The 20,460-nt window shown below is 41.6% G+C and carries 13 protein-coding genes and 1 pseudogene; 7 read left to right on the top strand and 7 right to left on the bottom strand.

Annotation, left to right across the window (positions count from 1 at the left end; genetic code table 11):
• Positions 1-3 precede the first annotated feature (3 nt).
• From pdhA to porU, 4 genes are all read right to left on the bottom strand, one after another.
• Positions 4-1,002: a pyruvate dehydrogenase (acetyl-transferring) E1 component subunit alpha gene (gene pdhA / locus G3567_RS12790; protein WP_164005708.1), complete on the bottom strand. Its 999-nt coding sequence runs from the start codon at positions 1,000-1,002 to the stop codon at positions 4-6.
• A gap of 86 nt (positions 1,003-1,088) precedes the next feature.
• Positions 1,089-1,571 carry a cytidine deaminase gene (cdd, locus tag G3567_RS12785; RefSeq protein ID WP_164005707.1) on the bottom strand — a complete coding sequence of 161 codons (483 nt, stop codon included), beginning with the start codon at positions 1,569-1,571 and terminating at the stop codon, positions 1,089-1,091.
• A 78-nt stretch (positions 1,572-1,649) separates the two neighbouring features.
• Complete coding sequence (gene porV / locus G3567_RS12780) at positions 1,650-2,816, bottom strand: type IX secretion system outer membrane channel protein PorV (protein ID WP_164005706.1); 1,167 nt, start codon at positions 2,814-2,816, stop codon at positions 1,650-1,652.
• Positions 2,817-2,847: 31 nt separating this feature from the next.
• Complete coding sequence (gene porU / locus G3567_RS12775) at positions 2,848-6,681, bottom strand: type IX secretion system sortase PorU (RefSeq protein WP_164005705.1); 3,834 nt, start codon at positions 6,679-6,681, stop codon at positions 2,848-2,850.
• Positions 6,682-6,852: 171 nt separating this feature from the next.
• Here porU and gldJ point away from each other — a divergent pair, with 171 nt between their 5' ends.
• From gldJ to G3567_RS12745, 7 genes are all read left to right on the top strand, one after another.
• Positions 6,853-8,505, top strand: coding sequence for a gliding motility lipoprotein GldJ (gldJ, locus tag G3567_RS12770; RefSeq protein ID WP_164005704.1), 1,653 nt, complete (start codon positions 6,853-6,855; stop codon positions 8,503-8,505).
• A gap of 60 nt (positions 8,506-8,565) precedes the next feature.
• The gene (locus tag G3567_RS12765) at positions 8,566-9,849 is read left to right on the top strand and encodes a UDP-N-acetylmuramoyl-tripeptide--D-alanyl-D-alanine ligase (RefSeq protein WP_164005724.1); all 1,284 of its coding nucleotides are present in this window, start codon (positions 8,566-8,568) and stop codon (positions 9,847-9,849) included.
• Positions 9,839-11,185, top strand: coding sequence for an MATE family efflux transporter (locus tag G3567_RS12760; protein ID WP_164005703.1), 1,347 nt, complete (start codon positions 9,839-9,841; stop codon positions 11,183-11,185). The genes G3567_RS12765 and G3567_RS12760 overlap by 11 nt, the downstream gene beginning before the upstream one ends.
• A 181-nt stretch (positions 11,186-11,366) precedes the next feature.
• Positions 11,367-12,476, top strand: a complete 1,110-nt coding sequence (locus G3567_RS12755; protein ID WP_164005702.1) for a vWA domain-containing protein — start codon at positions 11,367-11,369, stop codon at positions 12,474-12,476.
• A 1-nt stretch (position 12,477) separates the two neighbouring features.
• Positions 12,478-13,941, top strand: coding sequence for a magnesium chelatase (locus tag G3567_RS12750; protein WP_164005701.1), 1,464 nt, complete (start codon positions 12,478-12,480; stop codon positions 13,939-13,941).
• Between the two features lie 24 nt (positions 13,942-13,965).
• Complete coding sequence (locus G3567_RS13420; protein WP_205521236.1) at positions 13,966-14,136, top strand: hypothetical protein; 171 nt, start codon at positions 13,966-13,968, stop codon at positions 14,134-14,136.
• 86 nt (positions 14,137-14,222) lie between these two features.
• Positions 14,223-14,402, top strand: coding sequence for a hypothetical protein (locus tag G3567_RS12745; RefSeq protein WP_164005700.1), 180 nt, complete (start codon positions 14,223-14,225; stop codon positions 14,400-14,402).
• Between the two features lie 253 nt (positions 14,403-14,655).
• Here the strand turns inward: G3567_RS12745 and G3567_RS12740 are convergent, their stop codons facing one another.
• From G3567_RS12740 to G3567_RS12730, 3 genes and pseudogenes are all read right to left on the bottom strand, one after another.
• Positions 14,656-18,498 carry a T9SS type A sorting domain-containing protein gene (locus G3567_RS12740; RefSeq protein ID WP_164005699.1) on the bottom strand — a complete coding sequence of 1,281 codons (3,843 nt, stop codon included), beginning with the start codon at positions 18,496-18,498 and terminating at the stop codon, positions 14,656-14,658.
• 371 nt (positions 18,499-18,869) lie between these two features.
• The gene (locus G3567_RS12735) at positions 18,870-19,556 is read right to left on the bottom strand and encodes a DNRLRE domain-containing protein (RefSeq protein ID WP_164005698.1); all 687 of its coding nucleotides are present in this window, start codon (positions 19,554-19,556) and stop codon (positions 18,870-18,872) included.
• A gap of 552 nt (positions 19,557-20,108) precedes the next feature.
• A pseudogene (locus G3567_RS12730) lies at positions 20,109-20,460 on the bottom strand (hypothetical protein); the annotation flags it as partial.

Genomic DNA, 20,460 nt, shown 5'->3' with positions numbered 1-20,460 from the left:
TACTTATAATTTGTGAGAAATGAAAGGATAATCTTCTTGCTCGTATACGACGTCATACATGACGTTTTTGTCTGGGAAATCTGACTCGTCCGCAAATTTTTCACACTCGCTGACTTTGTCTTTTACCCGCTTATCAATCTTCTTAATATCCTCTTTTGTTGCATATTCCTTATCCAGCAAAATCTGTTTAATTTTGGATATTGGATCTATTTTTTGATATTCTTCTACTTCGTCTTTCGTTCTGTATTTTTGAGCATCACTCATGGAATGTCCTCTGTATCTGTAGGTTTTCAGGTCTAGGAAGGTTGGTCCTTTTCCTGCCCTTGCTCTGGTAATAGCTTCATCCAAAGCTTCCGCTACTTTGGTAGGATCCATGGCGTCCACAGGACCACAAGGCATCTCATAACCTAAGCCAAGTCTCCAGATATCTTCGTGACTTGAAGTTCTTTTAACGGAAGTTCCCATGGCGTAACCGTTGTTTTCGACACAGAACACCACTGGCAGTTTCCAGTTGGTAGCCATGTTTAAAGTCTCGTGTAAAGAACCTTGTCTTGCTGCACCATCGCCAAGAAAACAAAGCGTCACGGCATTGGTATTGAAATACTTATCTGCAAAGGCTAAGCCCGCTCCTAAAGGAATCTGACCTCCAACGATACCATGACCTCCGTAGAACCTGTGCTCTTTGGAAAAGATATGCATCGAGCCTCCCAAACCTTGAGAAGTACCTGTTTTTTTTCCATATAACTCAGCCATGACCCTTTTAGGATCCACACCCATTCCTATAGGCTGCACATGGTTTCTATAAGCGGTAATCATCTTATCTTTTTTCAGATCCATGACATGTAAAGCACCAGCTAAAATGGCTTCCTGTCCATTATAAAGATGCAAAAAACCTCTTACTTTTTGTTGTATATAAACCTGAGCCAATTTATCCTCAAACTTTCTCCAAAACAGCATGTCTTCATACCATTTCAAATAAGTCTTTTTTGTTATTTTTTTCATGTACAGCTATATTTTGTCTTCGTTAAAACAGAATTACAAAAGTAATACTTTATGTAAGAATTGAAAATACTTTAGGCGTATTAAGTCTAAAGAAATTTATTGTTGAATGCCAGGGGTAATATATCTAAAAGCGACTCGACACAAATGACTTTACCACTGATTCCTGTAAAGTAGATTTGAATGGGTTCGTCCTGTTTTTGCTCATATTCTGCAATGGCTTGACGGCAGGCACCACAGGGAGCAATGGGCTCCGTCACATCATGTTTTTCTGAAGTCGCCGAAATCGCCAAGACTTTTATTTTCTGGTTGGGATAATTGGCGCCTGCAGCATAAATCGCGGTGCGTTCTGCACACAGACCTGATGGATATGAAGCGTTTTCCTGGTTACTCCCCCTAACCACTTCGCCATTTTCTAAACTAAGTGCTGCGCCAACTTTGAATTTGGAATAGGGAGCATAGGCAGTGTTTCTGGCTTCTACAGCCTGATTCATCAAGGTCTGAATATGCTCTGGAAGTTCAGAAGCTGAATCAAAAATCTTTATGCTTGCACTGATTTGCTTTTCTGTCATAATTTACAATCTTCTTCAAGACAAAAAAAGCATCAATTCTATTGATACTTTTTTTAAGGGTTTAAAACAAAGATAGAGTTAATATTCAATATAGGTATTATCTCCTATATTAAACGTTAAACCGAACCTGAGCGTTCCCTCCAGGGGATTCTGTACGGTTGAAGTTGAAAATAAGTAAGACACATCAATGTCGATGGCTGAGTATTTGAACCCGGAACCAATGGTTAGAAATTTCCGGAAGCCTTTGTCCTGAGACTCGTTAAAATACCCCAGCCTCAAGGCAAAACTATCTTCAAACCAGTATTCTGCTCCAAGAGCCCAGGTAATTTCTTTAAGCTCTTCAGAAAGCCCGTCAGGCGCATCTGTCCAGGAAGAAAAAATGGCTCCTATGGCATTCTGACTTGAATAATCCAGGAAAGCCTGCTGACCTTCAGGGGTTAATTGTCCGTTTTCAGTATCAAACCTTGGGGGAGTCGGCACAAGAAGCTTATTAAATTCCAGATGTACGCCTAAGGTATTGGCGGCATCAAAAATAAAATCGAATCCTGCCCCTGCCTTAAAATTGGTGGGGAGAAAATTTTCCTGACCTGCATCATCGTACTTTAACTTTGGCCCGATATTGCTCACCGCTAACCCGGCCCTCCAGCGCCCGTTGAAATCATTATAAAATTTCTCTTCGCTTCTGTAGAACATAGAGATGTCAGCTCCAAAAGTACTGGCCGGATCTGCCTCTGCAATTCCTGTTGGAATCCTCAAATTAGAATTTATAAAACGCCCGGTCACAGCCATTGAAAATTCCTCACTTAGTCTAAGCGAGTAACTTAAGTCAATGGCAAATTCATTAGGATTCGCTATGCTGGGAACCTGATCTGCAGTCTGTCTTAACTCGATTTCTCCAAGGTCAAAATACCGTATACTGGCTGCAAACGCACTCCTTTCATTTAACCTGTTGAAGTAGGTGAGGTTGGCGATATTCACATCATTCACCAGCTCTCTAAGGTAAGGTGTGTAAGCTATACCGATTCCTGTTTTCGACTCTGAAAAGGCATATTTTGCAGCATTCCACTGTTGAGAAAAAGCATCCACAGGGGTTGCCACGCCCTGGTCTCCCATTCCGGAAGACCTGGCATCTGCAGCAATGAGCAAAAAGGGAACTCCCGTTGTAATGACACGCCGGTCATCCTGTGCATAGGAGGCTCTTGGCATAAACACCAACGCCAGCAGCACTACCAGTATAGACTTCATAGGTAAATTTGAATTAGCAACTCTGTTTAAATTATAAAATGACAAGTTTCTCATATTTTTCTACTTTCTGATTAGTTAACGTTGATTTTACTATAAGCTTGTATACATAAACCCCTTTTCCTATTTTATCTCCAAAATCATCCCTTCCATCCCAGCTCATGTCCCTGAAGAGAAAGCCACTGGTATTTGCAATTTGATTTTCAGACCAGACAAGCTTTCCTGACACCGTAAAGACCTGTACCATCACCTCAAGAGGCTCAAACGGTCGGTTGTGATTAAACCAAAACTCGGTGTAATCTATAAATGGATTGGGGTAATTAAGCACCCGGGTAATCTTAAGTTCATCATCTCCGGCAACCACAAAATGAATATCCTGGGTTTGAGAATTATTATAGACATCCCAGGCTTTTAGAGTTAAGGTATGTTCTCCGTCTTCCAGGTCACGCAGTCTGTAATACACCTTCCCCTTGGTATAATCGTCCTGTTCGGCTTCGTAATATTCGTTCAGAATTATAGGATTCGCCTCATCCCCATCCAAAATACCCACGATATCGTGACCTATACCTCCCGCGGTATTGATTCCGTTTTCATCTTCAAGCAGCGCCAGAATATAAGGTTGATTATCGGTTATCCCTCCGTTAACAAAGCTTTCATCATTCATAAACAGATTGATCAGGGGCCCTTCGTTATCTTCAGGTGCATCTTCATTTAAGCCCCCTATCAAAAGATCGGTGTTATAACCGCTGTATTCCTCAAGCTGGTTTTGATTGGAAGAATAAAAACTCACCCGACCAGTATCAACCGGAAGCCCCGTATCTTTAGGAAGGATAAATTCAAATTCAAATTCTCCGCTTTCCACGCTAGCCTGGCCTCTAAACAAATTTTCTCCCAAAGTCGTAAAATCCATAATAGCCAGCTGACCGTTAATCCTAGCACCGTCATTCCCTAAGGTCTGCCTTTCGATTCGTTTATCGAAAATCACAGCAGACAAATTCCCGGAGTAATTCTGAAGCACCTGATTGCCGGCATCTACAATTTGTCCTTTAAACTTATATTTTCCCAGTGCCTGCAGGGTATCTGTGAATTGAGAAAGTGCTACATCATTGATACTTGTGAGCTGAACCCTGGGCTTTGGAAGGGGCAGCCTCATCGCCGGGTCTCCCACAAAAAAGACGATGCGTTTCCCATTCCCTGAAATATTTCGCTTGGCTCTGGCCACTGACTGAGCTATGGTTTCATCGTTGTTGTCAAAATCAAAAAGGAAAGGGGCAAACACATTATTGAACTGGACTCCAGCAAAGACACTTATTGCCCTGGTAGTGGTGACCAGTGAAGAGGCTCCGCCATTCTCGTTCCAGAAGGTAAGTTCTCCTCCCGTCATCCTTAGTGGATTATCAAACTTTGTAAATTCACAGGTGATGGTCACAAAGCAGGTATAGCGATCTGGATTGGTCCAATTCTGCGTGTTGGTTTGTGTCACAATACGTTCCTGTGCCAGACCATCTTCACCACCGTGCCCAAAATAGTTGACCACAGCCGCTCCTACTTCAATGAAATTGGTGATGGTTTCATTCACCTCGGGATACCGGTCTCCTCCCGCCCCGGCTATTTGCTGAAAAGCATCAGAGTGAATTTTTTTCACATTGACGGTGGGCTTATTTTCTGAAATCCTGTCTCCGAGATTATCTAAATCCACCTGCAGGTAAAAGTCCCGTTCATCGTCGGCATCATCTGATATTAATATAAAGTTATTTCGCCATTCCTCATAAGACTCGTTCTCTTCAGAAGAAATAATCTTATCGACCATGGCATTTGCCCGTTGTGGCGTGTCTGCCAGAATCCTGCCCACCGAAAGATCCATCAGTTCACCTCGCTGCATTCTCCCTTCACCGGGATTCATCATCACAAAAAAATCATCGGACATAAAGGAAGATACCGTTGTAGAAAAACTGCCCAGGCTTTGAAAGGTAGGCACTATATTGGTGTTGTTTTGTAATCTGTTTTTATAATCTACTGAAGCATCCCCAATGATTCCTAAAAATTTAATCCGGTTCTCAGGCGAAGAGGCATGGTCATATATATACTTCACCAAATTTCTGATAGCTCCAATATCCTGTTTGCCGGAATTGAACTCTTCGTAAATAGCTTCTACCGTCAGGGTTTTGACAACGAGACCGTCATGTTCTCTCCTATATTCCGCTAATCTGTTGGCTGCCGAAAGGAACGAAGCCTGAGTTATTATTAAATAATCTAAATCCTGAAACTGTCCCTGAGCATTGGTCAAAATTGTACCTTTTATATTTTGGCTCGGCACTCGTATATTGCCAGACTCTATTCGAGGTTGCAGATAAGTGGAGGTCAGCAGCTGGAATTCCCGTGCAGTCCCTAAAAGACTTTTAAAGGAAAAAGCAGAAGACTGTTCCGGATTGGCAATAAAGGTCGGATGGATTGGATCGGTAATTTCCCATACCTGAGAAACCTGGGACGCATTTTGAATAACATACTCTCCGATACCGCTTAGCGTGGAAGCCTCGTTATTTTTGAATTTGAACTGGACGTCTCCGGCAATTAATTCCCTCCTGGCTTCTACCGAAATGAAATCTAAAAAGCCTGTTGCACCCGGATTTCCGTTTTTATTGTAAGTTAGCTGTATTGTCAATTCATCAGAATTTGAATTCACCTGAGTTCTCAATTGTGCCCCTCGCGATGGACTGTTGGCATCTGTTCCTAAAATTGAAATAGTATTGCCCTGAACCTGACCATTAACCGAAAAACCAAACGATGAGCTTATCGGTGAAATGGCACCTACTCGGATGTCGAGTAAAACAGGTTCGCTTGAAACCAAATTTGGAAAATTGAACGCGTAAGTTCTTTCCGTTTCAATATCGAAACGATCTCCAAACCAGCGTCTCCCTACCAGAGACAAGCTCGTCTCATCGACCTCGTAAAACTGATAGGCATCAAATTCAGTAAATGTCGTTGTAGGATTTCCTGCAGGCTGGTTTAGGGAGGACATGCGTTTTCCGGCATCGGAATTCACAGAGACATAATAATAGGATCGGGAGGCGTAAAGGTTCAGATTGGTCGCGTTTTCTTCGCTCCAGGCTTCCGTATTGGTGGCATAAAACAAGAGGTAATCGCCGGGATTGAACACGCCATCGCCTCCATCAAAAACCTGAATAGCGAGTTGTGGCGGATCAAAATAGGAATTGTCTTCATTTTTCAAAGGCAGCATTTCACCACCATGCCCGTATAATTTAAGATTTTCGGAAGGAATATCAGATTGATTGATGCCTAAACTTTGTAAAAAGGCATAGTCTATACGATGCACCCCTGTTTCTTCAACATAAAACTTAAATAATCCACCAGAACTAAATATAGAATTTGTGAGTTGAGCTCCAGTCGCTTTTGAACTAAACTCTGAAAACCCGGAAGAAGGTTCTGAAATTTTTGATTCTTCTGTTTCGAAGGAAACCACCTTATGAACAACATTATTCTTATAAAAAAACGGATTTAATTTCAGAATGAGTTTTTTCTGATTTTCAAAAACAGCTTCAGAAAACGCGTAATCAATTGCCTGAGGAACTACGCCAAGAGCGGTAACGAGATGCTCTGAAACCCGTTCAGTTTGGATGTTTTTCAGAGTAAGCGCAGAAGAATTGGTTTTGAAAAAGCGGGTGTATAGCAGACGCCCTGTATTCTGATCAAATTCAAAGTTGGCAGGATTCAAGTCTGAAAAATAAGTCTCAGCTGAAGATATTTTAGCAATTTTATTGTTATTACCCCAATTTAAATTAACTTTACCGCCTTGCCCGTAAGAAATTACGCTGGCACATAGAGTTAAAAATAGGGATAACATTTTCATGTTGAAATCTTGTCTGTTAGTAAGGTAAAAACGTAAAGTATACAATGATAGTATATATTAGAGGAAATAGAAATGAGTTTAAAAAAATTTAATTCCTGACCAATAAAATATACTTGCCAATACCGCGTTAATCATTATATTGCAGACAAAATTTGGACTAAAATCGAAATTATGATTAGGAAAAACTTCGTTAAATCTTGCATGCTTGTTTGTATGGCATTAGCTATATCAAGCTGCAATAATTCTAGAGATTACAACGGTAGCTCAAGAGCAACCGGCTGGGATTTAAGTGGAAAAGATGGAGGTGTAAGCTACAAAACAGACTACGAAGAACAAGACCCTGGTCCTGGTCTTCTTTTTGTGGAAGGCGGTACATTTACAATGGGCAGAGTTCAGGATGATGTCATGCATGACTGGAATAACACACCAACCCAGCAACATATTCAGTCGTTTTTTATAGATGAAACCGAGGTCACCAATATTATGTACCTGGAATATTTAGACTGGTTAAAGGAAATTTTCCCTCCGTCTGAAGAGCGTTATAGAAACATTTATACAGGCGCATTGCCTGATACTCTGGTCTGGAGGAATCCGCTTGGATTTAATGAAACCATGGTTAAAAATTACCTGAGGCATCCTGCCTACCACAACTATCCTGTTGTGGGAGTTAACTGGATACAGGCCACAGAGTTTAGCCAATGGAGAACAGAACGTGTTAACGAAAAACGCTTGGAAGAAAAAGGCTACACGGTAAGAGGTGCTTATAAAGATGCAAGTGCAGAAAGCCTGTTTAGCACAGAAACCTATCTCAATGCGCCAAGTTTAGTATATGGCGGCAATGATAGCATTACCAGAGGCGGAAAGCAAAGCGACAGACTGCTTAGAAACAATCCGGACAGCACCAATATTTATGTCCAGAGAAAAGATGGCGAATTACTGCCTGCCTACAGGCTTCCTACCGAAGCGGAGTGGGAGTATGCTGCTTTAGGACAGAGTTCTGTGAGAGAATACAACACCTACCGGGGAAGAAAAAAATACCCATGGGACGGTCAATACACCAGGTCTGCAGAAAGAACTAATATAGGAGACCAGCTAGCCAATTTTAAACAGGGTAAAGGAGATTATGGCGGTATAGCCGGATGGAGTGATGATGGTGCAGATATTACCAATGAAGTAAAATCTTACGCACCCAACGACTACGGTCTGTACGATATGGCAGGCAATGTCTCTGAATGGGTTGCAGATGTTTACAGACCTAAGGTAGATAATGAATTTAACGATTTCAATTATTTCAGAGGTAATGTGTATACCAAAAACGCTATAGCTCAAGATGGAACAGTTAAAGTTCTTTCTCAGGATGAGGTCATTTACGACACCCTGAGCAATGGTAAAATCGTAGCCAGAACTACCCCGGGCGAAATTGTTCAGGTTGAAATCGGCGAAAGCGAAACCTATTTAAGAACACAATTCTCCAAAAGCGATAATATAAATTACAGAGACGGAGACTTATCGTCTTCGAGATTCTACGGACAAAACAATGCGGATGCCGAGGACCAAAACATGTACAATTCTCCTGAAAATGCTGTGACTTTAAAAGACGGTGAAATGCAGAGAAACTTTGACGATTCGTCTGGCAGAACAACGCTTATCGATGACAATGTGCGCGTTTATAAAGGCGGATCCTGGAAAGACAGAGCCTACTGGCTTGATCCTGCTCAACGCAGATTTTACCCTCAGGAGATGGCAACAAATGACATCGGTTTTAGAAACGCCATGTCCAAAGTTGGTTCAAAATCCAATAAAGGGAGAAGAACAAGAAATTAAAAAAGTTGAAACTGACTAAAAAGCTCTAATTTTGTATTAGAGCTTTTTTTATTTCTTATGATGAAAGATATACCTCACTTATATTCCAGGTTTCTCGTCAGCAGCGGCGTATCCACCGATACAAGGAAAATCGAACCCAATTCTATTTTCTTTGCTTTAAAAGGCGATAATTTCGATGGCAACAGCTATGCCGATAAAGCCCTTGAACATGGAGCCTTATTAGCTGTAATCGATGATAAAACACAGACTGGAGAATCCAAAATGCTTGTGGATGATGTTTTAGAGACCCTGCAGGATTTGGCCAACTATCACCGAAAACAGATTAAAATTCCCATTATAGCCATCACGGGGAGCAATGGGAAAACCACCACCAAAAAATTGACACATGAGGTGCTTTCCAAAGAATTTAAAGTAAAAGCAACCCTTGGAAACCTAAACAATCACATTGGCGTTCCTTTAACCCTGCTTTCTTTTACTGCTGAATTGGATTTAGGCATTGTAGAAATGGGTGCGAACCACCAGAAAGAGATCGAAGCGCTTTGCAAAATCGCAGAGCCCAATTACGGATTGATTACCAATTTCGGCAAAGCTCATCTGGAAGGCTTCGGAGGAATAGAAGGAGTGATAAAGGGCAAATCAGAACTTTACGACTATCTTATTGAGCACGACGGCCTGATCTTTTTCAACCGCGACGACGATTTGCAGGTCGAGAAAGCCATAAAGCATAAAAACTACAGCATAGGCGAAAAACCGCTTTCCGATTGTCAGGTTATTTTTAAAGAGGCCCGGCCTTTCGTCACAGTTGAGTATTCAAATTTGACTATCCACAGTAAATTGATAGGCCGTTATAATTTCAAAAACATATCCGCTGCTATAGGTATTGGCAGGTATTTCAGCGTGGATAAAGAAGAGATAAAAGTAGCCATTGAAGAATTTGAACCGGAAGAGATGAGATCTCAGATCCTTAAAAAAGAGGGTAAGAACATCCTGCTCGATGCTTACAACGCCAATCCCACGAGCATGGAGGCTGCGTTGAGAAGTTTCAAACAGATGGAATCGGGACCACAAAGCGTCATTCTGGGCGACATGTTTGAAGTGGGCCAGGACTCTTCTCAGGAACACCTGCATATACTTGAGGTTTGTAAGACCTTAGACTTTGATGACATCCTGGTTTGCGGAGAACATTTCAGTGAAGCTGCTTCAGCATTTGATAAGGTTAAAGGCTTTAAGACGACAGAGGAGCTGAAAGAATTTGTCAAAACCAACAAGACTCAACTCTCCTCAAATATCCTCATAAAGGGGTCCAGAGGCATGAAACTGGAAAGCATACTCGATGTCATCTAAATCTTCCGTTAAAACCCCTAAGGTATCGTTTAAGGAAATCAACACCATTGCTATTCCGGCCATTATCGCCGGTGTTGCAGAACCCCTGATTTCTTTAAGCGACATTGCGATTATAGGAAATGTAGAGTACAATGCCGTGGAAGCTTTGGCCGCTGCCGGTATTGTTGGCTCTTTTTTATCGGCTATCATTTGGATTCTGGCTCAGACCAAAACGGCCATTTCTGCCTTGGTTTCTCAGCATTTAGGCTCCAACAGACTTAATGCTGTAAAAACACTGGTCCCGCAAACCATCTTACTCAATTTCTTACTGAGTCTACTGATTTATTTCGTAACGGCTTTTTTTGCTGAACTTATTTTCAGTGCTTATAATGCCGAAGGCCTGATTCTAGAGTATACCCAAAGCTATTACCGCATAAGAGCCCTTGGCTATCCGTTTACACTGGTCACCTTTGCGATATTTGGCGTTTTTAGAGGCTTACAAAATACGCTGTGGGCGATGAAGTGCAGCCTGGTAGGAGGAGCTGTAAACATCGGCCTAGATTTCTTACTGGTATATGGCATCGAGGGTTTCATTCCCGCTATGCATCTGGAAGGGGCCGCTATAGCCAGTGTGATTGCGCAGGCTGTCATGCTTATCATGGCTTTACACTTTTACATCAAAAAAACACCATTTCATCTCAAACTCAGTTTTAGCCTAAATCCAAACCTGAAGCCTCTCATCAGCATGGCTTCCAACTTGTTTTTGAGAACCCTGGCCCTAAATATAGCCATATACCTCGCAAATTCTTATGCCACCGATTATGGAAAAAATTATATAGCCGCTCAAAGTATCCTGATGAATATTTGGTTGTTTTTTTCTTTCTTTATCGATGGCTATGCCAATGCCGGAAATGCGATTGGTGGTAAACTTCTTGGAGCCAAAGCCTATACCAAACTCTGGAATTTGAGCAAAGACATCAGTAAATACGCGGTCATTATTGCTCTGTTACTGGCAGGAATTTGTGCGTTGTTCTATGATGAGATCGGACTCATCTTCAATAAAGACGAGCAGGTGCTGATTCTTTTTTCTTCGGTATTCTGGCTGGTCTTACTCATGCAGCCTGTCAATGCGATTGCCTTTATGTTTGACGGCATTTTCAAAGGGCTGGGTGAAGCCAAATACCTCCGAAATGTCTTACTCTTCGCTACCTTCCTCGGCTTCTGGCCTACGCTGATTTTATTTGATTATTTAGGCTTCAAACTGTATGCGATCTGGATTGCTTTTTTTGTGTGGATGCTGATTCGAAGCATAGCGCTCGTTATTAAATTCAGAAGAAAATATTTATCAGCTTCCTGAAAACTTAAGGCCTTTAAGATTTTGGCCGTTTGGATTCTGCTGAAAAGGCAACCTCCTGGATACCAGGCACTATACAGATCTGAAAAATCGAACGCAGGGGATTACCTGGCTGAGTTTAATTTAAAAACAGTTTAACACAAACTTATTCCCTGTCTCCTCTTATTTCTACTACTTTTAAGGCATGGCAAATTATAGAAAAGGAATCGTATTTAAAACCCATGAGGAAAACACAAGCTTGTTCGACAAGCTTCTGGACCTCTTTATGGAATTGATTACACATACTTCCGGGGACTTCGATGAAGCTATAGACTGGCTGCGTGAATTAGACAAAACTTATGAAATTACCAATGAAGACTATAGCATTGATGATTTCATCGAAGACCTCAAGAAGAAAGGTTATATCCGGGAAGAAATAAAGCCTGATGGAAATTCCGGAGTCAAGATTACCAACAAAACCGAACAGGCTATACGAAAGCATGCTCTGGAGCAGATTTTTGGAAAACTGAGACGAAGTGGTTCCGGAAAACACAAAACAAAGCATACCGGCATTGGCGAAGATAAGACAGGAGATTTAAGGGATTTCCAGTTTGGCGATGGTTTTGACCAGGTTTCTATGACTGAAAGTTTTAAAAACGCTCAGATCAATCATGGAATCGACGAATTTAAAATGTCGGAGAATGACCTGGTTGTAAACGACACCCATCACCAGACTCAAATGAGTACCGTGCTTATGATTGACATCAGCCACAGTATGATTTTATACGGTGAAGACAGAATCACCCCTGCCAAAAAAGTGGCGATGGCTCTGGCTGAAATGATAACGACTAAATATGCCAAAGACACCTTGGATATCATCGTCTTTGGAAATGACTCCTGGCCGGTGAAAATTGGAGATTTACCTTACTTACAGGTAGGGCCTTACCATACCAACACCGTGGCAGGATTACAATTGGCCATGAAAATTCTGAGCAGGAAACGAAATGCCAACAAACAGATTTTCATGATCACCGATGGAAAACCCAGCTGTCTGAAACTTGCCGATGGAAGCTACTACAAAAACAGTGCAGGCCTGGACGAAACCATTACCAAGAAATGCTACAACATGGCGGCTCAGGCCCGAAAACTGAAGATACCCATTACCACCTTTATGATCGCTTCCGATCCTTACTTACAGCAGTTTGTAAGGGAATTCACCAAATCCAACCAGGGGAGAGCATACTTTTCCGGGTTGAAAGGTCTTGGGGAAATGATTTTTGAAGATTACGAAAACAACAAACGAAAAAAATTATAACATGCAATTAACTGCACTGAAGACGCTTGGAGATTTAAAAGAAAACAATTATAGCTCTAAGTCTATAAAAGATGAATTGAGAGATAACCTCATCTTCAACTTAAAAAACGATAAAAATTCTTTTGAAGGTATTTTTGGCTATGAGCACACGGTTATTCCTCAGCTGGAACAGGCCATCCTGTCCAGGCATAATATCAATCTTTTGGGTCTGAGGGGTCAGGCTAAAACAAGAATTGCAAGACAGCTTCTCAACTTACTGGATGAATATATCCCGGTGGTGGAAGGTTCTGAAATTAATGATGACCCTTTTCACCCCATTTCACTGTATGCCAAAGAGCTGGTCGATAAAAAAGGAGATAAAACCCCTATTACCTGGCTTCACCGGAGTGAAAGGTTTGCTGAGAAACTGGCTACGCCCGATGTTACGGTTGCCGACCTTATAGGGGATATCGACCCGATAAAAGCGGCTAATTTAAAGCTTAGCTATGCCAACCAGAAAGTGATTCACTACGGGATGATTCCACGAGCCAATCGCTGTATTTTCGTCATCAATGAATTGCCGGATTTACAGGCAAGGATACAGGTGGCTTTATTCAACATACTCCAGGAAGGTGATGTACAGATAAGAGGTTTCAATCTGAGATTGGCTCTGGATCTGCAATTTGTATTTACGGCCAATCCGGAGGATTATACCAATCGCGGCAGCATTGTAACCCCTTTAAAAGACAGAATCGGTTCTCAGATTTTGACGCATTATCCTAAAGATATCGAAATCGCCAAGCAAATTACACGACAGGAAGCCAGCCTGTCCAGCTTCAAAAAAGATCACATCCTAGTTCCGGATTTGGCAAGGACGCTTTTAGAACAAATTTCCATCGAAGCCCGGAAAAGCCATTATGTAGATGCAAAAAGTGGGGTGAGTGCCCGGTTGAGCATCACCGCATTCGAAAACTTAATGAGTACTGCCGAGCGCAGAGCTTTGGTCAACGGAGATGAAGAGACCTGTATCCGGCTGAGTGATTTTAGCGGAATTATCCCGGCGATCACGGGAAAGGTCGAACTGGTCTATGAAGGCGAAGAAGAAGGAGCAGAATTTGTTGCACAGCAGCTTATTGATTCTGCAATCCAAAGCCTGTATCCGGTGTATTTCCCTGAGATCAAAAAACTGGAAAAGCAGGATGAAACGCAAGCTCACGACGAGATTTTAAAGTGGTTTCTGGAACATGATGATATTCAGTTTTTTGAGGATGATTCCAATGCTGAATATGAGTCTGCCCTTGCAAAAGTAAAACCTCTGGAAAAAATGCTGGATAAACATGTCTCTAATTATGAGCCTGAGGAAAAGTATTTTTGGCTGGAGTTTATTCTCTGGGGACTTTCAGTTCATAAGAAACTGGACCGAAATCAGGTGGATACTCAACTTAATTTTGGGGATTCCCTTGGAAATTTCATCAAAGGACTTTAATTTCAATCTTTTAAATTAAAAGATATGCAAACCACCGTAACCAAACCAGAAAGCAGTAACAGTGAAGAATACGCTCCTTTTGAATTCACCGAGTTTCTTCAGGACAACTGGATCTACATCATTTTACTTATCCTGGCCATTATCCTGGTAATCAGATTTTCAAAACAATCGAAAAAAAATAAGGGAGAAGAATAAGGTCTTCCTAAATGCCGTCTGAATTATGAATCTTAATTCAGATGACATTCATTTAGCAGTTATGCTTAAAGATCAAAAATATACTCATGCAACAAAGTGAATTACCCAAACCGGAAGGCAGTCATAGTGAATCCTACAAACCTGAAGAATTCACAGAATTCTTGCAGGAAAACTGGATTTATTTAGCCTTTGTCCTAGTGATTATTTATATCGTTGTGATGTATTCTAAGATTTTGAGGGATAGAAAAAGAAATAGGGAGGAATAGACTGCTGATGCTTTAAGTTGAATTTCACCCCGCACATCTTTTGGTTATCAGGATTCCCGGACACAAAAATCAAAAAAATAACAGAACATTACTGCAGGCTGTCTATCGGAGATGAATGAGTCCTCGACCAGGCCTGTCTTGATGAAGAAAGGCATTTACTCAAATAGGTTTTGGATCCAGCAGGCTAAGCAAAAATCGCGACTGCTTGATTTAGAAGCCTTGATTAACTAAGATATATTTTCCGGATCAGTCCCTATTCAATAATAATTTTTTTGCTGTATTCCCGCGTATCAACTTGAATTTTGACCAGATAAACTCCGCTTCCTACATGTTCTATTTTTCGGGTCGAAAGGACACCGTTTTGAGGGCTCACCGTTTCTCTGAACACAAGTCGTCCGGCCATGTCTATCAACTGCAGCTCAGCCTTTTCGCCATTGAGGTTCGGCACCTGGATATGCAGCAGTTCTGAGGCGGGATTGGGATAGACGCTTAGGTCTGCAATTTCCATATCCTCAGTACCAAGCGTTTCCGCTTCAAACCTAAGCTCAAAGCGAGTTTCCGACACACTTTCAGAAATTTTATTATCGGCTGTAAACCCATAGACCGTTACTGCATTATTCTCCAGTTTATGAAGTTGACCCGTATACGTATCTTTTAGATAGGCTGTTTTTTCAAAATTTCGGGCATCCAGTTCAAACTTGTACTCAGCGTTGGAATAGTTAAACAGACTCAGCTGAACAGATTCCTCCGCTTCAGGATAGTTTCTTCTTTCAATGGACAAATACTTGTCAAAATGACTTATGGCCAAAGACTCCCCAGTATTCCAGAATTTAAGCGCATCGTTGTTTTGTATTTTGTTATCGAGGCTTTCTTCAAAATATAACCTCACGCCGTCAACGACGATAAAATTTGACTGATGATTGCGCCTTAATGTAATGTCTAAAGTCCCGGTGTTATCCACACTAAAAGTCCCGTTGGTAAATTCTGAATTTAAATCTTTTTTATAAATTTCTTTAAACGTTAAAGCAGGAGCATCGGCTGTATTTTCCACAAACATGGACTGATTGGGCTGCAGGAATATATCAGCAGAGGATTCTGAAGGAACAACATTTCCATCAGTAGTCGACAAATCTACAGTGACATACCCCCCATGAACCCCAAGGTTTGGATCATAAACCCATACTGTATTATTGATGCCTGCTGCGTCAACACTATTCAACAGGGCTTTAATATTGACCTGAGCCTGGTAAGGATTGGCGACTAAGCTAAATTCACCATTACCGAAAGCCAGGTTATTTACAGGCACGTTACCTGTGGCAAGCTCACCCGTAAAACGCAAAGTGGTCGCCGAGCCAAGTTGTGTATTGTTGACGTTTAAATCAAGTTCCCGGCCACCACGAACCATTAAGGCGAAGGCTTTTCCAATATCTAATGTTGTCCCATTCGTATTAGGTATTGCTTTCCAATTTGCTGGTGATACTGATACATCCCATGTATACATAGACGGATTACCGGTTTGGGTGGCATCAAAACCGTTAGCAACAGCGTTTGGCCCGGTAATATGCGTCCCAAAACCGGGGGTCTGTTCTGATTCCGAATATTTTGTATAATCGGTGACCTGGTGACCTTCCTGAAGATTGGTGTTTATGCTTTCCCTTCCACATGCCCTGGCCGTTTGGGTATTCACCGGAGAAGCCATATATCTAAAGGATCGATTGCTGGCTGGTATATAACGTTCTATAATGACACAGCCGGAAATATCGGCTCCAGAAGCCAGCTCAGTTAAAACAGCCGTTTGGGCTGCGCTGCTTTTAAAGGTTAGGAACTTACCAGGTTCAATCGTAAATGTCCCGGTCTCTAGGTCTAACACCTCAAATATATCCGCATCATCGGTGAGTGTAAGTCCAGCTGTATTGTTGAGTCGTATATTGGTAAAACTTCCGGCATCGGTGCCATCCCCGATAATTTGCTGAGCCGCCGTTCCGTCAAAAACCACATAGCCATCGCCATCAATAGCGCCATTATTGGTCAGATTTTCTTTGATATTTAGGCTTATATCAGACGCAATTGAAACTGTAAACGTCGGATCAATCGTGAGTGTACCCACTTCCTGACTGGCGACTAGAGTGGCATTCGCTCTCACAATAGCGGTATCCAGAGCCGAAGGACGCCTATTAAAATTCCAGTTACTTCCAGTCGCCCAATCCCCATTGGTTTGTAGTATATAAGCATCGCAACTTGAATTAACAGAAGCATTGGTCACATTGGTAACATCACCATTATATCCGGCATCTGCGACACGTCCTGCAGCAGTTACGGCAGGTATTCCCTGACCAAACTCACCACCATCTCTGCCATCGGCAGAGGGATAGTTGTAATATTCATTGGCATCGGAACAGCCATCGCCGTCTGAGTCCAGGTCTAAAAAGTCTCGTAAACCATCGCCGTCTGTATCCTGATTACTGCTAACGCCTTCCTCAGTATTTAAAATCCCGTCATTATCTATGTCCTCATCATTTTTGTCTAGAACCCCGTCATTGTCTGAATCTGGGAGTTGGGAAGAAAACGAAATAAGCCAGCCATCACCCGCCGGATCGGTACTGCTGGCTGCCCATGGCCCGCTTCCATTACCTCTTATGAAAACCTTGAACCTAACACTTGTAATATTTTGACCATTCAAACGCACAGATCCCTGCGCAGAACCATCACCAGTATTACTAGGTGCAGTTTGAGCATGAAGGATTTCAGTACTGTTTACCTCAAACGCAGAAGTTCCTGAAAGTCTCGTTAAACTTTTATCAGTGTCAATTAATTCCAATTCTGTTGTATAGCTTTGATTCGCGGGATCACCTCCTCCTAGTCCCGCTATGTGAATTATTGGATCTGTAAGTGGAGTATCAAATTCAATCAGCATATCAGCCATTCTCACTTTGGAATTTGTATTAACTCCATCATCCAATAATGGCGCTGTAGTAGTTAAGATAGATAAACCCCTATTTTCTGATACAGAAAATCCTGCTCCCTCTGGCGAAGATGAGGAGGTAAAATAAGAATCTACTGGGTCGCCAAATGCAGCTTCTGGAGCTCTATAAATATCAGTAGCTGCAGCTGCATATCCAAACACCACAGCGGCATTTTCTGTAAAACCTTGGAAATTGTAGAGCTGATTATCAAAAGTGACTGTAGCTCCCAAAGACGGGCTATAGGTGACAAAATTATTTGCATTTGGATTATTTGTATTTTCAGATAACTGAACAGCTGCAGAAAGTGCAGGCCCTTGGCCAGTGGGATTTGTTCCTACGGATGAAAGTTCAAGAGAAGGGGCAACAGGGGGAAGGGTATATGTTATTTTAACCTGTCCATCACCTCCAGCACCACCTACGTAACCCGTGTTATTGGCGCCACCGCCAAAACCGCCGCCGCCGCCGCCGCCAGGTGCAGTTCCGGGAGATCCAGCTCCAGCTGATCCGGTTCTGCCGTTTCCGCCATTTCCACCACCAGAAGGTGCTATAGCTCCATTGAAATCTATAGCAGTTTCTCCAGGAGATGCTGTTCCAGCTGAGGAACCACCTCCGCCACCGCCAGTTGAACTTCCGTCCGCACCACCTCCACCAGCATATGTTCCACCTGAACCGCCTGCTCCTCCTGGGCCATTAACACGTGGACTCCCTGGATTTTTAATAGTATTCGATCCAGCTGTTCCTCCATTAGCAGTTACTTCTAGACCTGCGTCTACAAAAACAACAGAAGACAAACCACCGTCCCTTTCCCCTGTTAAAAATGAGCCTCCAGCTCCAACGTTTATTGTATAAGTTTGGCCTGAGAGCACCGCTAATGTTTGAACTGAATATGCGCCGCCGCCACCCCCGCCGCCGGAATAAGTGCCTTGCTTTTCTGCACCCTGACCTCCGGCTCCGCCGGCACCCCAGAGCTCAACTGTAATTTCAGTTACTCCTCCCGGAACCGTAAACGTGCTTGCCCCAGGGGTTGTATAAACATCAGTGACAGTTTCCTGGGAAAAAGTACTCTGACCAAAAAAGCAAAACAATAAAGTGAATAAGAATAAGAGTGGTGTTCGGAGGATGTGAAATTTCATTTAACTTTATTAGATCTTAAATAGCAATTAAGGCACAAAAATATATTTTATGAAAACAAGTGGTTTTACTTAATTGCTTAGGATTAATCTTAATTGCCTTTTAAGCAATTTTTTTTTCAAAAAAGGCATTCTAAAAATGATTCCAATTAAAAATAGACATTTTGATGATTAGGACTGAGGAATTGCAGGTTGACCTAAGCTATGTTTCCGCCGGACGGGATAGAAAAAAATACCGCTCTTAGTTTAGAATCGCATAAAGCTTAATCCTGTAAACTCACATCACTGATTTAGTTGCTTAGTAAGTGTTCTGACGAAATTGAAATTACCCGGGCTTGGATAGCCTGCATAGAATGACATTAATAATTAAAATTTTACTGGTCGTCAATAGATAACTCTACGGGTGAGGGGAAACTGATATCCACAATACTGCTTGCAGAATTGTAAGCTTCCTGAATCACTTCCAGACTCGGTCTGTGATTCGGGTTTTTAGCATCATCAGAATGTATGCTAAACCAGGGATTACTTGTAGTCTGCGGCACAAGAACAAGTCCGTAATTTGGATAAATACCGTATAACCACTCATTGGCAAGGGTCGTAATGTCTATATTATAAACCGTACCTTCCGGATTGGAATAATTTGCAGTAGAAGAGGCATACACCGTCCCTGCAAAATCTCCACCAGGGGTTTCCCAGTCTGTAATACCAGATGAATTCCAGTTGAGTCCGGGCACTTTTTCATAATAGCTTCCATTGCCCTCAATCCAGGGTTTTGTGACCCGATACACATCAAAAGCAATAATTCCATTTGTTCCGGTGCCTTCGCCCTGTACCAGTCTTAAATTGGCATTAGTAATACCATAGTCAGATTCTAGATTACTGAGGTCAAACTCGATAAATATATTTTCCTGTTCTCCGGATTTAGACTCTAGAAATACATCAGGACAAGCCCCGTTATTGAATTCATTTCTAATTTCATAATTAGAAGCTACTTTGGAAGACGTAATTGTATTACTGATTTGAGAAAAAACCGCTACACTATTGAACACTACGAGGAGCATCAATAGTAAATGTTTAGTCTTATTTCGGTTACAATACAATCTCATTTCAATTATTCTTCTTGCTATTAATTATGGAGCAAAAATATATAATAGAAGAGCAACCCTGTTTTAATAATTGCGGCTGCTTGGGAGCAATTGCTTTTTTATGAAAATTTTATGATATTTTTATTAAAATAAAGGTGTGTTTTTTAGTATCGAAAACCGAAATAAAGCCTGACTTAGTTTAGATTTTAAGCCTAGCCTCCTGTTAACATTGGCCCTGAGTGAAATTTACAAAACGATTAAAAATAAGGCTTACAGCATTAAGTCATTGTCATATTCAGAATAATTACGCATAATTTACTTGTTAAAGCTCTTATTTTTAAGAGAAATACTGCGTTTTAAAAACAAAGTCCTAAGCCATTTGTTTTAGGTCGTTTTAGTTTTGCGGAATTTACCGATAAGGATTCAGGGCAATTCAATTTAAATACAGCCATCCTTAAAAACACTATTCGATTATAATCTTTTTGATGTATTCCTGCGAATTGATCTTAATTTTGACCAGATATACGNATAGACGCTTATGCCTTCACTTTCCATATCCTCAGTACCAAGCGTCACCGCTTCAAACTTAAGTTCAAAACGTGAACTCGACACACTTTCAGGGATTTGTTTATTCGCTGTAAACGCATAGTTAGTTACCGCATCCTGTTCCAGTTTCTGAAGATTACCCGTATACTTATCTTTTAAATAGACTGTTTTATCAATACCTTCCGTATTTAATTCAAACTGATACGCGGCGCTGGAATAGTTAAACAGACTCAACTGAACCGACTCCTCTGGTTCAGGATAGTTTCGCCTTTCGATGGATAAAAAGGTACCATTCTGGTTTATCGCCAAAGACTCGTCTACATTCCATAATTTA

This window comes from Psychroflexus aurantiacus (assembly GCF_010820555.1).
In the GTDB taxonomy this organism is placed as follows: domain Bacteria; phylum Bacteroidota; class Bacteroidia; order Flavobacteriales; family Flavobacteriaceae; genus Psychroflexus; species Psychroflexus aurantiacus.
This window is presented reverse-complemented; position numbering and strand designations above follow the sequence as displayed.